Consider the following 13,923-nt stretch of genomic DNA (forward strand, 5'->3'; position numbering starts at 1 on the left):
TCTGTCGTCATCGAATGACGGGTCTTACATGGCGTGGCCCATGTTGACGTTCATGTTGTACAGCACCCAGGCCGAACCACCGACGATGATGGCGATGATCATCACGGTGAAGACGAACGTGGCCAGGTTGTCGCGGGCCGATTTCGAAGCGCCCATGTGCAGGAAGTACACCAGCTGCACCAGCAGCTGGAGCACGCACAGCGCCACCACGCCGATGATGGTGATGGTGTGGGACAGCGCGCCGCTCATCACCAGGCCGAACGAGCCGAAGGTGAGCAGGAGCGAGAGCACGAAACCGATGATGTAGGACTTCACGGTGCCGTGGTCGGCGGCGTGATCGTCGTGGCCGTGTGCGGCCGCAGCGGAGTGCGACATCAGAGGGCTCCCAGAAGATAGACGAAGGTGAAGACGCAGATCCAGACGATGTCCAGGAAGTGCCAGAACAGGCTCAGGCACGCCAGACGACGCTTGTTGATCGAGTCCAGGCCATGGCGGCGGATCATGTCGATCATGACGACGATCCAGATCAGGCCGAACGTCACGTGCAGGCCGTGGGTACCGATCAGCGTGAAGAACGCCGACAGGTAGGCGCTGCGGCCGGGGCCCGCGCCTTCGGTGATCAGGTGATGGAATTCATAGACTTCCATCGCGATGAAGCCCGCGCCGAACAGGAACGTGACCATCAACCAGCCGATTGCGCGGCTCTTGTTGTTGGCGTGGACGTTCAGGTTGGCCATGCCGAAGGTGAAGCTCGAGAACAGCAGCAACAGGGTTTCGACCAGGACGAACTTCAGGTCGAACAGTTCCTTGCCGGTCGGGCCGCCCGCGGTGGCGTTGGACAGCACCGCGAACGTGGCGAACAGCACCGAAAAGATCAGCAAGTCGCTCATGAGGTAGACCCAGAAACCGAAAACGGTCTTGGATCCATCGTCATGGTGCGCGTGATCGTCGTGACCCGCGTGGGGGTGAGTGGCTACGGCTTGAATCATGGCTCAGGCGGCCTTCTGCATTTTTTCAAAGTGGGCGTTTTCGATGCGTTCGACTTCCGCGGCCGGGACCCAGTAGTCGACGTCGCGGTCATAGGCGCGGACGATGAACGAACCGATCATGCCGACGAAACCGACGATCGACAGCCACCAGATGTGCCAGATCAGGGCAAAGCACATGACCAGGCCGAACGCGCCGATGAAGACGCCGGCGGCGGTGTTCTTCGGCATGTGGATGTCTTCGTACTTGGCCGGGCGCTTGTAGGCCTTGCCGCTCTGCTTGTCTTCCCAGAACTGGTCCAGTTCATCGACGTGAGGAACGTGGGCGAAGTTGTAGAAAGGCGCAGGCGACGAGATCGCCCATTCCAGGGTACGGCCATCCCAGGGATCGCCGGTGATGTCCTGGTTCTGCTTGCGCTGGCGCACGGACACGAACACTTGCTGCAGCAGGAACCAGATGCCCAGCATGATCAGCGCGGCACCGGCCAGCGCCACCAGCAGGTAGGGCTGCCATTCGGGGTTGTCGTAGTGGTTCAGGCGACGCGTCATGCCCTTGAAGCCCAGGATGTACAGGGGCATGAAGGCCAGGAAGAAGCCGACGAACCAGCAGTAGAACGAGTAGCGGCCCAGGCGTTCGTTCAGCTTGAAGCCGAAAGCCTTGGGGAACCAGTAGGTCATGCCGGCGATGCAACCGAACACCACGCCACCGATGATGGTGTTGTGGAAGTGGGCGATCAGGAACAGGCTGTTGTGCAGCACGAACGACACGCCGGGGATGGCCAGCATCACGCCGGTCATGCCGCCGATGACGAACACCAGCATGAAGCCCAGCGTCCACAGCACCGGCGTGGTGATGCGCAGGCGGCCGCGGTAGATGGTGAACAGCCAGTTGAAGATCTTCGCGCCCGTCGGGATCGAGATGATCATTGTGGCGATGCCGAAGAACGCGTTGACGTTGGCCCCCGCGCCCATGGTGAAGAAGTGGTGCAGCCAGACCAGGAACGACAGCACGCCGATGGCGGCCGTGGCGTAGACCATGGACTTGTAGCCGAACAGGGTCTTGCGGGCGAACGTGGCGACCACTTCGGAGTACACGCCGAAGGCAGGCAGCACCAGGATGTAGACCTCGGGGTGGCCCCAGATCCAGATCAGGTTCACGTACATCATGACGTTGCCGCCCATGTCGTTCGTGAAGAAGTGCGTGCCCAGGTAACGGTCGGCGGTCAGCAGCGCCAGCGTGGCGGCCAGCACCGGGAAGGCGGCCACGATCAGGACGTTGGTGACCAGCGAGGTCCAGGTGAAGATCGGCATCTTCATCAGGGTCATGCCCGGCGCGCGCATGCGCAGGATGGTCACGATGAAGTTGATGCCGCTGAGTGTTGTTCCCAGCCCGGAGATCTGCAGCGCCCAGATGTAGTAGTCGACCCCGACACTTGGGCTGTAGTCGAGCCCGGACAGCGGCGGATAGGCGAGCCAGCCGGTCGCGGCGAATTCACCGACGAACAGCGAGATCATCATCAGCGCGACGCCGGCACCGAACAGCCAGAAGCTCAGCGAGTTCAGGAACGGGTAGGCCACGTCGCGGGCGCCGATCTGCAGCGGCACCACGATGTTCATCAGCCCGGTGATGAAGGGCATCGCCATGAAGAAAATCATGATGACGCCGTGGGCGGTGAAGATCTGGTCGTAGTGGTGGGGCGGCAGGAAGCCGGCGGAGTCGGCCGAGGCGACGGCCAGCTGGGTACGCATCATGATGGCGTCGGCGAAGCCGCGCAGCAGCATGATCAGCGCGACGATGATGTACATCACGCCGATGCGCTTGTGGTCGACGGAGGTCAGCCATTCCGTCCAGAGGTACTTCCACTTGCCGAAGTAGGTGACGGCGCCGAAGACCGCGAGGCCTCCCAGGCACACGGCGGCCAGCGTAACCATGACGATGGGTTCATGGTACGGAATGGCCTCTAGGGTGAGTTTCCCGAACATTATTGATTCAATCCTGCGATCAGGTTATTCGACGTGGGGGTGCACGTGGCATCGTCGACGCCGGCCATCTTGGACATGGTGCTGCCCAGGATGTAGTCGAACATGGACGGCGGCACCGAGGCGTACTTGACGACCGGGTTGCGCTCGCTGCGCTTGGTCAGTTCCTGGTACACCGCCGGGGTCAGCGAGGCGCCCGAAGCCTTGGCTTCCTTGACCCAGTTGTCGAAACCTTCCTGCGACGTGGCGATGGCCTTGAAGCGCATGCCGGAGAAACCGGCGCCGCTGTAGTTGGCCGAGATGCCGGCGTAGGTGCCGGGCTCGCGCGCATTCAGGTGCAGCTTGGTCTCCATGCCGGCCATCGAGTAGATCTGGCTGCCCAGCTGGGGAATGAAGAACGAGTTCATCACCGAGGCCGAGGTGATCCGGAAATTGACCGGGACGTCGACCGGGAACGCGATCTCATTGACCGTGGCGATGTCGTACTCGGGGTAGATGAACAGCCACTTCCAATCCAGCGACACCACCTCGATGGTGACCGGCTTGTGCTCGGAGACGAGCGGCTTGTAGGGATCGAGCGCGTGCGTGGAGCGCCACGTGATCACGGCGAGGATCGCCACGATGATACATGGCACGGTCCAGACCACGACTTCGATCGCCGTGGAGTGGGCCCACTTGGGCTGGTAGTCGGCTTTGGTATTGGATGCGCGGTATTTCCAGGCAAACGTCAGGATCATGATGATGACCGGGATCACCACGATGAGCATCAGACCGGTTGCCGTGAACAGCAGGGTCTTTTCCTGAGCGCCAATGTCTCCCTTGGGGGAGAGGATTTCCATGTTGCAGCCGCCAAGCAGCATGACCGCGCCGACGCCGAAAATGCGCGTAAGGGTCGCAAGGAGGGGGTGTTTCACGTACAGCCTTGGAAGGATGGTGGGAAATGCTGCGGAGCAGCAGACTGGAATGCTGCTAGGCAGCAACGTCCATCCTATCGGGTTGATTTGGGTCAAGGCTGCGACGAATGGTCGCATTGCCCGGCGGGCTTTTGCCCCCAAGGCTCCCCGTTAAGGGTTTTCCCAGGCGGGAGCGGGCTTTGCCGGGAGGGTGGGGGTGCGACGATATGTCGCACCTGCACAAGACGAGATTGTTGCGATGTGTGGCGTCCGCACCAATCAGTCGACCAGGACCTCGCGTTCCGGCCCCGGTTTCTTGGCCAACTTGCGCTGCAGGGAGCGCCGGTGCATGCCCAGCAGGCGGGCGGCGGCCGAGACGTTGCCGCCGGTCTCGTGCAGGGCCTGATGGATGTGCTCCCATTCTAGGCGGTGCAATGGCGTCATGGTGCTTTCGATCGTAACGCTTTCCGGCTTCACCAGGCCCAGGGTGCGCAGGATCATCGGCGCGGTGGCGGGCTTGGGCAGGTAGTCGTCGGCGCCGCGCTTGATGGCCTCGACGGCGGTGGCCACGCTGGCGTAGCCGGTGACCAGCAGGATGCGCATGTCGGCGCGCAGGGCGCGAAGGGGACGGATCAGGGTCAGGCCGGAGTCCTCGCCCAGGCGCAGGTCGACCAGCGCGAAGGCCGGGCGGATCTCTTCGGCCACGCGCAGCGCTTCGGCGATGCCGGTGGCGGTTCGGGTCTCGAGGCCGCGGCGCGACAGGCTGCGCTGCAGGGTGCGCACGTAGAGCTCGTCGTCGTCGATCAGCAGGCCAAGATCGGTGGGATTCAACATATCAGGTCCCGGGAGTGCCGAGAGGCAAATAGAAACGGATGCGGGTGCCGCCACCATCGGCGGCGGTCATGGTCATTTCACCGCCCATCTGCTCGACGGTGGCGTGCGACAGGGCCAGGCCGACGCCCAGGCCGCCCGGCTTGCCGCTGTTGAACAGGCTGGTGGCCGGCAGCAGCGTGTGGTCGGGGTCGAAACCACCGCCGTAGTCGCGCACTTCGCCGCGCAGGGCGCCATAGCCATATTCCAGGTGCAGGTCCACGCGCGGCTCGCTGGCGGCTTCGCCGGCGTCGGCCGCGTTGTTCAGCAGGGCCTGCAGCAGGTGGGCGATGGCCGGATCGACCCGCAGGCTGGCCGGCAGGGTGCCCGAACGCTGCAGGTCGATGGTCGGCCGGATCAGGCGCCATTGCCCCACCACGCGAACCAGGTCCACGGCGGTTGGGACCGCCAGATTGCGGATGCGTTCCCGGCACAGGGCCAGCAACTGGCTGAGGGTGGCGACGTCCTGCTTGAGATCGGGCTCCTTGACCTCGGCGGCGATCTCGTCGGCCAGCAGGGTCATGGTGGCCAGCGGGGTGTTCAGTTCGTGCGCCATCGCCGCCGCGTGGGTGGCCAGGGCGACGATGCCCTCGTTGCGGGTGAAGCGCTCGCGCAGCCGCGCCAGTTCGCGTTCGCGCGCCCGCAGGTCGGCGGCCAGGCGGGTGGTGAACACCAGCACGACCACCACGGAAATCAGGAAGTTGGCGCCCAGGCCCCACAGCAGCAGGGTATGGGTGTTGACGTCGCCGCGCAGCGGCTGGCCGAAGATGGCGGCGGCGAAGTACCCGGAGATGCCCGCCAGCGCCGCGGCCAGCGCCCAGTTGCGCGGCAGCGCCAGCGCCGCCAGGGCGGTGAGGATCAGGAACATCATGCCGAACGGATTGCTCAGGCCGCCGCTCCAGCCCACCATCCAGGCCAGCACGGCCATGTCCACCAGCAGGTGCCCGAAGGCGGTGGCGTGCGACAGGTCGCGGCTGTGGCGCAGCCGCAGGCTGGCGTAGACGTTGAAGCCGATCAGCACGCCCACGCCGATCCACAGCGGCTCCAGCGGCAGGGCCAGGCCCAGCACGCTGCTGGCCACCAGGATGGTGGCGGCCTGGCCCGCGATGGCGAGCCAGCGCAGGCTGCAGAGGGTACGCAGGAAGGAAAAGGCGGAACTACCGGGCATATCCAGACACAGAGTTGCCGGTCTATCGCCGGCGGATCAGGCGTCCGGCTGCGCGGAACGCTGGCATCCGGCGCGGCGTGGGGCGCCGCGCTGCCGCCGGGCCCCGCGAGGCCGCCGGCGGCGGATGTGTGCTGGCATTGTATGAGGAATCAGGACGGGCCGCAGATTGCGGTGTGTCCCTGTTATTGCAAGTCGGACATGCCGCTGTGGGCCATCGCGGCGGGCGGATAGCTTTCCTGGTCGGACGCCATCTGCCCTTGCGTCTCGGCGGTCTGCAGCTCCTGCTCGACCTGGGCGCGGCTTTCCCCGGGGCCGTTCGAGGCGACGGCGGGCGGGTAGTCTTCCTGGCCGAAGGTGTACTGGCCGTCGGTCTTGGCCCGGGCGAGTTCGGCGCTCACCTGGTCGGCGGTCTTGGCGGCGGGGGCGGGGTAGCTGACGCGCCAGTCGCCATAAAGGTCGCGCTTGTATTGCCCGGCGGGGGCGGCGGCCTGGGCGGGTTGGGCTTGCACGGCTGCGGTGGCGGTGAGGCCGGCGCAGAGCAACAGAGTGACAGTCAAGGTCTTCATGAAACGCTCCTGGCAATCAAAGCAAACGGCCTGGGGGCAGGCCGCGCCGTCGCCCCCGCTGCGGCATGGGGACGATTTCCTGGGATGCGGGGAATGCGGCGGATGCGTTGGGAAAGGGCGCACCCGGTGTTCTTGATTCGACCGGGCGCGCGTCCTGGCGTTGCAGAAAACGCGGGTTGTTGTCCAAACAACTATTTCAAGCTTGAAATACAGGTGTCAATGCGCTTGCGATGACACGGTCCCCGTTAATCAATGCCCGTGCTTGGGGGCCGGGGCCGCGCCGCCCGCCAGCGGACGCGCGGTGGCCGTCACCGGCACGCGGCGCTGCTGGCCGTTGGCGTCTTCCACCAGCAGCGTCAGCGCCACCGGGTCGCCCACCGACACCTGTTTGGCCAGGTCGATCAGCATGACGTGGTAGCCGCCCGGCTTCAGTTCCACCGGCTGGCCGGCGGGCAGGTCGAGCGCGGGGATCTGGCGCATTTTCATGACGTTGTCCTGCATCGCCATTTCGTGCACCTCGACGTGCTTGGCGGCGTCGGACTCGACGCCGACCAGGCGCGCCGGGGCGGACGAGGTCAGGCGCATGAAGACGCCGGTGGCGTGCTGGCTGGGCACCGTGGCGCGGACCCAGGCGTCTTCCACCTTGAGGGTGGCGTCCTGCGCCAGGGCGGGGGCCTGGACCAGGGTCAGGGCGCCCAGGGCGAAGGCGGCGGCGAAGGATTTGAAGGCGGTCATTTTCATCGGATTTCCTTTGATCGGGGGGCGGTTCAGATCACCGTGCGCAGGTCGGCGACGCATTCCTCGGCGCTCTGCTGGTGGCGCAGGGCCACGCGCAGCTTGCCTTCGGCGTCGATGATGTAGGTCAGCGCTGTGTGGTCCATGGTGTAGGACGAGCCGGTCGGGACCTTCTGGTAGAACACCTTGAACGACTGCGCCGCGGCGCGGGTCTGCTCGGCGTCGCCGCGCAGGCCGACGAACGCGGGGTCGAAGGCCTGCATGTAGGCCTGCAGGATCTCCGGCGTGTCGCGCTCGGGGTCGACGGTGATGAACAGCACCTGCAGCTTGGCGGCGTCCGCGCCCAGCAGGCTCTTGATCTCCAGCGCGCGGGTCAGCGCGGTGGGGCAGATGTCCGGGCATTGGGTGAAGCCGAAGAACAGCATCACGGTCTTGCCGCGGTAGTCGGCCAGCTGGCGTTGCCGGCCCTCGGTGTCCCGCAGCTGGAAATCGCCGGTGGGCATGCTGGCCAGGTCCATGCCGTTGAGCTTGGGGGCGTCGGGGCCGCAACCGGCCAGCGGCAGCAGGGCCAGGGCCGAGAGCAGGCGGCGCCGGTGGCGGTCGGGCGCCGGCGCGGCGCCCGCGGGGGCGCGCGAAAGGGGGGAATGCATGAAAGCCTCGTCGGTTGACGGTTCGCAAGGGCGCGGCGGGGCCGCGCGGAAAAGCGGAGTCAGGCGGCGAGGGGTGGGGCGCGCGAGCCCAGCGGCGGCCCTTGGGCCGGTTGCACCGGCACCGCGACGCGGGCAGGCGGGAAGGGAGCGGCGCGGGAGACGGCGAGCGCCAGCGGCGCGGTCTGCGCGGCGGGCGCCGGGGTGACGTGCGCCAGCAGGCCGAACGGGCATTGCGCGCCGGTGTCGGCGCTGGAGTGGCCGGCGCCGCCGCGCTTGCCGTCGGGCGAGAGCGCGATCTTGAGGGTGGACAGGTCGCCGGCGGCCGAGCAGAAGGTCACCTCGAGCCGGCCATCGTGCAGCGCGCGGGCGTCGGGCATGTAGCCCGTCGGCACCAGGGCGCGCAGCAGTATCGCCAGGAACGCCAGCCACAGCACGCCCCGGACGCGCGGGGCGCCGGCGGTTCGCGAGGGAAGGGTCAGGGCGGACATGCAGCGATTGTAGGCCGAGCGGCCGAGGACGGCTTCAGGTGTCGGGATCGAGGCGGCGGATCAGGGCGATGTAGCGGCGCCGCGCCTGGTCGGCGGGCAGGCCGGCCAGCAGGCGCCAGGTGGCCAGTTCGACCTGTTCGCGCACGCTGGCGTCCGGCGCGTCCTGTGGCGGCGCGTCGCCGCGCCGGGCCTGCTGCTCGTAGGCATACAGCCGGATGGCGACGCTGGTGGACGGCGCCTGCGGCAGGGCGCGCAACGCGATCACGGCGGCCTCGAACGCGTCTTCCAGGTCGTCGTCGGCAATCGCCAGCGTCTCCCGGTCCATCGCGTCGCCCTCGGGCTCCAGGCCGCTGGCGACGGCCAGCCGCCGCCACAAGGCGTCCTCGCTGGCCGGGTCCGAGGCCCGCGCGGTGACCTTGGCGATGGTGTTGTTGCGCAGGCGCAGGGTATGGGTGGACGCGCCGCGGAAGCGGATGGGGCCGTCCTGCACCTGGAAGGTCAGCGGCACCGCGATCGACCGCCCGGCCGGTTGCGGCGGGCCGACGCTGTCGACCGTGAAGGTGTTGCGCGAATAGTCCATCACGCGCGAGAACAGGTCGATCAGGCCGCCGCGGCCCTGGTAGACGCCGCTCAGGGGGCTGTCGCCTTCCTCGTGCCAGACGACGTCCTCGGCGAACAGCGGGAACAGGGTCTCGAACTGGCCCGACAGCATCGCCTCGCGGTAGTCGCCCAGGATGCGTTCGACCTCGTCGCCGCTCATGGCGGCGGCGCGGCCCGGACGCGCGGTGTCCGGGCGCTTGTCCATGAACTGCAGGATGTCGGAGGCGACCCGGTCGCGGTCGTTGTCGACGCAGATCATGTGGTAGCTGTTGTCCAGCAGCACCAGCCGGCTGTCGGGAATGGCGTCGTTCAGGAAGTGCGCCGAGCGCACCGAGGTCAGCTCGTCCTCGTGGGCGTGGATGATCAGGCTGGGGCAGCTGATGGCGTTCAGGCCGCGTTGCACCAGGCGGCGCAGGCGGTCGACCTCGCGCACACAGGCCAGCGGCACCCAGCGGTAGTGGAAATTCTCGCCGCGCTCGAACTTGGCCTTGACGATGGAGCGCACCAGCTCGTTCTTGATGCCGTAGGGCTCTTCCTCTTCGACCCGCATGCGCGCGGCCAGGCCGGGGATGCGGTAGACCAGCTTGCGCAGGCCGCGGTACCAGGGCGTGCTCCAGCCGTCGATGAAGACCGGCGCGGCCAGGCTCACCAGCTTGCCCTTGCGGTGCTGCACGCGCTTGCACAGCTCCACCGCCAGCAGCGCGCCCAGGCACATGCCGACCACGTGCAGCGTGTCGTGGCGCTCGGCCACCTCGCGGTACTTGGCGGTGACGGCGTCGATCCAGTCCTCGGCGCGCACCGGCAGCAGATCCTCGGGCGTGGTGCCGTGGCCGGGCAGCGTCAGCGTGTGCGTCTCGATGCCGGCGCGCTTGAGGATCTTGTGCAGCGAGCCCAGGTCGTACTGGGTGCCGCCCAAGCCGTGGATGAGCAGGGCTCCCGTGTTAGTCGACATCTGCCTGCTCGACTTCGCCCAGGCGCCACATGCCGGCCACCACCGCCACGCTGCCGTCGAAATCCTCCAGCGGCGAGCCGCGGTCGCTGACCACGCGCCAGCCGCCGCCGGCATGCGCCATGCGGAACAGCAGCGGGGTGCGGTCCTGGGCGCCGGCGCGGCGCGCGGCCCAATGCATCGTCAGGCGGGCGCGGTCGTCGGGATGGGCCAGGGCCAGCAGCGCGTCCAGGGTCGGAATGGCGTCGGCCTGCATGCCGAAGGCGCCCTGGAGGTCGCCGGCCAGCTCGAGCGAGCCGTCGAACGGGTTGTAGCGGTACATCAGCTGGTGGCTGCCCGCCAGCGCCAGGTCGAAGCGGCCGCGCCACTGCACGGCGTTCTCGAGTTCCTGCGCGCGGGCGCCGCGCAGCGTGTTGACCAGCAGGATCAGCAGCGCGGTGACCACCAGGTAGACCTGGGTGGCCAGCAGCACGTGCCAGTGGTCGTTGGCCTCGACGAACGGCCCCTCGCCCTGCGCGCCCTGGTAGAGCGCCATCAGGGTCAGCGTGACGACGGCCAGGGTGCCGCCCAGCGGCCCCCACACCAGGGCGGTCAGCACGGCGAACACCAGCGGCAGGTAGGTCAGCTCGAAGGTGACGACGTACGGCAGGTTCTTGATCATGTCGCCGTCGAACGTCATGAAGGTCGTCGCGATCAGGCCGGCGTAGGCGCAGACGCCCAGCACCAGGTCGCGCCGGCGCGGGCCGCCCGAGCGGCGCGGGCGGAAATGGGCCCACACCGTCAGCGCGGGCGCCAGGATCAGGATGCCCGCCAGATAGGCCGCCACCCAGGTGCGCAGCCGCACCAGGGCATGGGCTTCCTGGGTCAGCCAGAGCCAGCCGCCACCCAGCAGGGCGGACAGGCCGGCGCCGACCACGGCGCCGGCCAGCAGCGCCGCCACCAGGCCCACGCCACCCTCGCGCGGGGTCAGGCGCTGCACCGTCCAGGCCGCCAGCAGGCTGGACAGGCTGGCGGTGATGGCGAACACCAGCGCCGTGGCGGGCTGGCCGCGGGTGAAGCTGGTGAGCGTCAGCTGGGCGCAGAAGAAGGCGGCCAGCAGCAGCGACCAGTTGCGGCGCTGCGTCAACAGATAGGCGCCCACCGCCACGCCGGGCGGCAGCCAGACGAACACGGCATGGCTCACCGGGTCGTTGAGCAGGCGCGAGAAGACGCCGCACAGCAGGTACGGGATGGCCCATAGCAGGCAGTACAGGTTCTTTCTCGGCGCTTGGGTCATTCCCATATTGTTCCTTGCAGACGCTGTGACACGGGGCGAGCGGGCGCTCGCCGCAATCAGCGGGTTATACACGGCCCGGCATGGTCCGCGAAAGTTGCCGGGGCATACCGCCGCCCGAAAATCTTGGTACCCTTGGACGCAGTCATTCTCCACTCCGTTCCAGGATTCAGTGCTCTCCTTGCCCGCCCAGACCTTGCCTGTTCCCGATTTTGCCAGCGTTTCCGGCGGCTTTCCGGCGCGGCCGCCGGCCCGCGGCCCGGCCCGGCTCGTCCGGCTGGCGTTGCTGACTCTGCTGCTGGCGCTGCTGGCGGCCTGCGGCACGACCAAGGTCCAGCCGGGCTACTACCGGGTGCAGTCGGGCGACACGCTGACGCAGATCGCCCGCAAGCAGGGCACCAGCGTATCGAACCTGACGCGCTGGAACAACCTGTCCAATTCCAATTCGATTGAGGTGGGACAGATGTTGCGCGTCGTGCCGCCCGCCGGCCAGGCCGCCGCCACCCCCGCCAAACCGCGCGCCAGTTCCTCGGGCGGCAGCCGTTCGCCGGCGCCCGCCATGGGCAAGCGGCGCACCGCGCCGCCGGGGGCGATCTCGCTGGTGTGGCCGGCGCAGGGCAAGGTGACCCGCGGCTACGACGGCTCGGGCTCGAACGGCATCGTCATCTCCAATTCCACCGGCACGCCGGTGGTGGCCGCCGCCGCCGGCACCGTCGCCTATTCCGGCAGCGGCCTGCGGGGCTACGGGCATCTGGTGATCGTCAAGCATAACGCCAGCTTCCTCAGCATCTACGCCCACAACAGCAAGCTGCTGGTCAAGGAAGGCCAGCGGGTGAGCCAGGGCCAGAAGATCGCGGAAATGGGCAACAGCGACAGCAAGCAGGTCGGGCTGTACTTCGAATTGCGCTACGACGGCCAGGCGGTCGATCCGGCGGGTTCCCTGCCCGGGAAGTAATAAGCCCCCACGCTGCGCGCACTGCGTGCGCTTGCTGCCCCCCGAGGGGGCTGCCCGGCCTTCGGGCGGCCGGGCGGCCGGGCGGCTATTTTTTTGTGGCGTTGTTGATGGGAGGGCGGGCGCGCGCGACGTGGGTTTGCCGCCGCTCGAGGGGCTGCCCGGCCTTCGGGCGGCCGGGCGGCCGGGCGGCTATTTTTTTGTGGCGTTGTTGATGGGAGGACGGGCGCGCGCGACGTGGGTTTGCCGCCGCTCGAGGGGCTGCCCGGTCTTCAGGCAGCCCGGTCCTCGGGCAGCCCGGCGCCGCATCAACCGATCTGGCCGGCGTCCTGCGTCAGGGTCGAGATGAATGCCGCCGTGCGCGGGTCGCGCGGCCGGGTGAACAGGTCGCGCGAGGCGCCCGATTCGACCACGTTGCCATCGAGCAGGAACACCGCCTCACGCGAGACGCTGGCGGCCAGGCGCAGGTCGTGGGTGGCCATGAGCATGGTCATGCCTTCGGTGGCCAGCTGGCGCAGCACGTCCACCACTTCGGCCGCCAGGCCGGGGTCGAGCGCCGAGGTCGGCTCGTCGCACAGCAGCACGCGGGGGGCGGGCGCCAGGGCGCGGGCGATCGCCACGCGCTGCTGCTGGCCGCCCGACAGGTTGGCGGGCCAGGCCTCGGCCTTGTCGAGCATGTTGACCTTGCGCAGCAGTTCTTCGGCCCGGGCGCGGGCGCGGTCGGCCGGCCATTTCTGCACCGTCACCAGCCCTTCCATCACGTTGCCGATGACGGTCTGGTGCGGGAACAGCTGGAAGTTCTGGAACACCATGCCGGTCTGCATTCGCACCCGCTGCACCTGGTCGCGCGAGAGCTTTTCGCCGGGCTCGAACTCGACCCGCTCGGGGCCGATCTCGAGCGTGCCGCGGTCGGGCACCTCCAGCAGGTTGACGCAGCGCAGCAGGGTGCTCTTGCCGCTGCCGGACGGGCCGATCAGGGCGGTGACGCTGCCCTCGGCGATGGCCACGTCGACCTGCTTGAGCACCAGGTTGCCGCCAAAGGATTTCTCGATCTGTTCCAGGCGGATCATCGGTTCTTCTCGGAAAACACCGCGTGCTGGCCGAAGCGTCGCTCCAGGCGCACCTGGGCGGCGGACAGCACCGAACTGAACACCAGGTAGATCAGCGCGGCCTCGGTGTACAGGATCAGTGGTTCATACGTGACGGCGGCGATGCGCTGGGCCGCCTGGAAGATCTCGGGCACGGTCAGCACGGCGGCCAGCGAGGTGTCCTTGACCAGGGCGATGAAGGAATTGGACAGCGGCGGCACCGCCACCCGCGCGGCCTGCGGCAGCACGGTGCGGCGCAGCGCCTGGCCGCGCGTCATGCTCAACGAATAGGCGGCTTCCCACTGGCCGCGCGAGATCGACTCGATGGCGCCGCGGATCACTTCGGAGTTGTAGGCGCCGACGTTCAGCGTGAAGCCGATCAGCGCCGCCGGCAGCGGGTCGAGCACCACGCCGACGCTGGGCAGGCCGTAGAAGATCACGAACAGCTGCACCAGCAACGGCGTGCCACGGATCAGCCAGACGTAGAAGCGCACCAGCGCCACCAGCGGCGCCGGGCCGAACAACCGGATCAGCGCCACCACGAAGGCCAGCGCCAGCCCCAGCGCGAACGACATCAGCGTCAGCGGGACGGTGAACACCAGCCCGGCGTGCAGCAGGGGCCAGAACGAGTCGGCCATCAGCTGCACCCAGGCCGGCACCGCGAGGGCGTCGACCTGGGCCAGGATCCAGTCGGGCAGGACGTTGTGCAGCCAGGCGGGGAGCGT

15 protein-coding genes are annotated in these 13,923 nt (G+C 67.9%); 1 reads left to right on the top strand and 14 read right to left on the bottom strand.

All coding sequences use genetic code 11. The features are described from left to right. Window positions 1-24: 24 nt before the first annotated feature. The 12 genes from cyoD to AC1HFW_RS26925 form a co-directional block, all read right to left on the bottom strand. A complete protein-coding gene (cyoD, locus tag AC1HFW_RS26870; protein WP_006391013.1) occupies window positions 25-375 on the bottom strand; it encodes a cytochrome o ubiquinol oxidase subunit IV in 351 nt (116 codons plus the stop codon). Next, entirely contained in the window at window positions 375-989 is a 615-nt protein-coding gene (gene cyoC, locus AC1HFW_RS26875; RefSeq protein ID WP_061073530.1) for a cytochrome o ubiquinol oxidase subunit III, read from the bottom strand. The genes cyoD and cyoC overlap by 1 nt, the downstream gene beginning before the upstream one ends. 3 nt (window positions 990-992) lie before the next feature. After that, a complete protein-coding gene (gene cyoB / locus AC1HFW_RS26880; RefSeq protein ID WP_061073531.1) occupies window positions 993-2,969 on the bottom strand; it encodes a cytochrome o ubiquinol oxidase subunit I in 1,977 nt (658 codons plus the stop codon). Then, a complete protein-coding gene (cyoA, locus tag AC1HFW_RS26885) occupies window positions 2,969-3,880 on the bottom strand; it encodes a ubiquinol oxidase subunit II (RefSeq protein WP_006391010.1) in 912 nt (303 codons plus the stop codon). Before cyoA ends, cyoB begins: the two co-directional genes overlap by 1 nt. A gap of 258 nt (window positions 3,881-4,138) precedes the next feature. Next, entirely contained in the window at window positions 4,139-4,693 is a 555-nt protein-coding gene (locus AC1HFW_RS26890) for a response regulator transcription factor (protein ID WP_369815877.1), read from the bottom strand. A gap of 1 nt (window position 4,694) precedes the next feature. Further along, window positions 4,695-5,897 carry an ATP-binding protein gene (locus tag AC1HFW_RS26895; RefSeq protein ID WP_006391008.1) on the bottom strand — a complete coding sequence of 401 codons (1,203 nt, stop codon included), beginning with the start codon at window positions 5,895-5,897 and terminating at the stop codon, window positions 4,695-4,697. A 182-nt stretch (window positions 5,898-6,079) separates the two neighbouring features. After that, window positions 6,080-6,463: a DUF4148 domain-containing protein gene (locus tag AC1HFW_RS26900; RefSeq protein ID WP_479285812.1), complete on the bottom strand. Its 384-nt coding sequence runs from the start codon at window positions 6,461-6,463 to the stop codon at window positions 6,080-6,082. A 249-nt stretch (window positions 6,464-6,712) separates the two neighbouring features. Further along, the gene (locus AC1HFW_RS26905; protein ID WP_006391006.1) at window positions 6,713-7,204 is read right to left on the bottom strand and encodes a copper chaperone PCu(A)C; all 492 of its coding nucleotides are present in this window, start codon (window positions 7,202-7,204) and stop codon (window positions 6,713-6,715) included. Window positions 7,205-7,230: 26 nt separating this feature from the next. Then, window positions 7,231-7,848 (bottom strand): SCO family protein, encoded by a 618-nt coding sequence (locus AC1HFW_RS26910; protein ID WP_061073532.1) that lies wholly within the window; start codon window positions 7,846-7,848, stop codon window positions 7,231-7,233. Window positions 7,849-7,907: 59 nt separating this feature from the next. After that, entirely contained in the window at window positions 7,908-8,336 is a 429-nt protein-coding gene (locus tag AC1HFW_RS26915; RefSeq protein ID WP_006391004.1) for a DUF2946 domain-containing protein, read from the bottom strand. A 34-nt stretch (window positions 8,337-8,370) separates the two neighbouring features. Then, on the bottom strand, window positions 8,371-9,888 hold the full coding sequence (locus AC1HFW_RS26920) for an acyl-CoA-binding protein (RefSeq protein WP_061073534.1): 1,518 nt from the start codon (window positions 9,886-9,888) through the stop codon (window positions 8,371-8,373). After that, window positions 9,878-11,161 (bottom strand): MASE1 domain-containing protein, encoded by a 1,284-nt coding sequence (locus tag AC1HFW_RS26925; protein ID WP_479285813.1) that lies wholly within the window; start codon window positions 11,159-11,161, stop codon window positions 9,878-9,880. Before AC1HFW_RS26925 ends, AC1HFW_RS26920 begins: the two co-directional genes overlap by 11 nt. 178 nt (window positions 11,162-11,339) lie before the next feature. Here AC1HFW_RS26925 and AC1HFW_RS26930 point away from each other — a divergent pair, with 178 nt between their 5' ends. Next, window positions 11,340-12,113, top strand: a complete 774-nt coding sequence (locus AC1HFW_RS26930) for a peptidoglycan DD-metalloendopeptidase family protein (RefSeq protein ID WP_479286564.1) — start codon at window positions 11,340-11,342, stop codon at window positions 12,111-12,113. A 305-nt stretch (window positions 12,114-12,418) separates the two neighbouring features. On the opposite strand, the gene AC1HFW_RS26935 is transcribed toward AC1HFW_RS26930, so the two are convergent. Next, window positions 12,419-13,180 carry an amino acid ABC transporter ATP-binding protein gene (locus AC1HFW_RS26935; protein WP_006391000.1) on the bottom strand — a complete coding sequence of 254 codons (762 nt, stop codon included), beginning with the start codon at window positions 13,178-13,180 and terminating at the stop codon, window positions 12,419-12,421. Then, window positions 13,177-13,857, bottom strand: coding sequence for an ABC transporter permease subunit (locus AC1HFW_RS26940; RefSeq protein ID WP_061074500.1), 681 nt, complete (start codon window positions 13,855-13,857; stop codon window positions 13,177-13,179). The genes AC1HFW_RS26935 and AC1HFW_RS26940 overlap by 4 nt, the downstream gene beginning before the upstream one ends. Between the last annotated feature and the right edge of the window lie 66 nt (window positions 13,858-13,923).

The organism is Achromobacter sp. ISS7, from assembly GCF_056523125.1.

What these genes read in the sequence shown, in the direction of transcription:
- AC1HFW_RS26915 (WP_006391004.1), bottom strand. Translation starts at nt 8,336, where the DNA reads ATGTCCGCCCTGACCCTTCCCTCGCGAACCGCCGGCGCCCCGCGCGTC.
- AC1HFW_RS26935 (WP_006391000.1), bottom strand. Translation starts at nt 13,180, where the DNA reads ATGATCCGCCTGGAACAGATCGAGAAATCCTTTGGCGGCAACCTGGTG.
- AC1HFW_RS26910 (WP_061073532.1), bottom strand. Translation starts at nt 7,848, where the DNA reads ATGCATTCCCCCCTTTCGCGCGCCCCCGCGGGCGCCGCGCCGGCGCCC.
- cyoC (WP_061073530.1), bottom strand. Translation starts at nt 989, where the DNA reads ATGATTCAAGCCGTAGCCACTCACCCCCACGCGGGTCACGACGATCAC.
- cyoB (WP_061073531.1), bottom strand. Translation starts at nt 2,969, where the DNA reads ATGTTCGGGAAACTCACCCTAGAGGCCATTCCGTACCATGAACCCATC.
- AC1HFW_RS26890 (WP_369815877.1), bottom strand. Translation starts at nt 4,693, where the DNA reads ATGTTGAATCCCACCGATCTTGGCCTGCTGATCGACGACGACGAGCTC.
- AC1HFW_RS26895 (WP_006391008.1), bottom strand. Translation starts at nt 5,897, where the DNA reads ATGCCCGGTAGTTCCGCCTTTTCCTTCCTGCGTACCCTCTGCAGCCTG.
- AC1HFW_RS26905 (WP_006391006.1), bottom strand. Translation starts at nt 7,204, where the DNA reads ATGAAAATGACCGCCTTCAAATCCTTCGCCGCCGCCTTCGCCCTGGGC.
- cyoD (WP_006391013.1), bottom strand. Translation starts at nt 375, where the DNA reads ATGTCGCACTCCGCTGCGGCCGCACACGGCCACGACGATCACGCCGCC.
- AC1HFW_RS26900 (WP_479285812.1), bottom strand. Translation starts at nt 6,463, where the DNA reads ATGAAGACCTTGACTGTCACTCTGTTGCTCTGCGCCGGCCTCACCGCC.
- AC1HFW_RS26920 (WP_061073534.1), bottom strand. Translation starts at nt 9,888, where the DNA reads ATGTCGACTAACACGGGAGCCCTGCTCATCCACGGCTTGGGCGGCACC.
- AC1HFW_RS26925 (WP_479285813.1), bottom strand. Translation starts at nt 11,161, where the DNA reads ATGACCCAAGCGCCGAGAAAGAACCTGTACTGCCTGCTATGGGCCATC.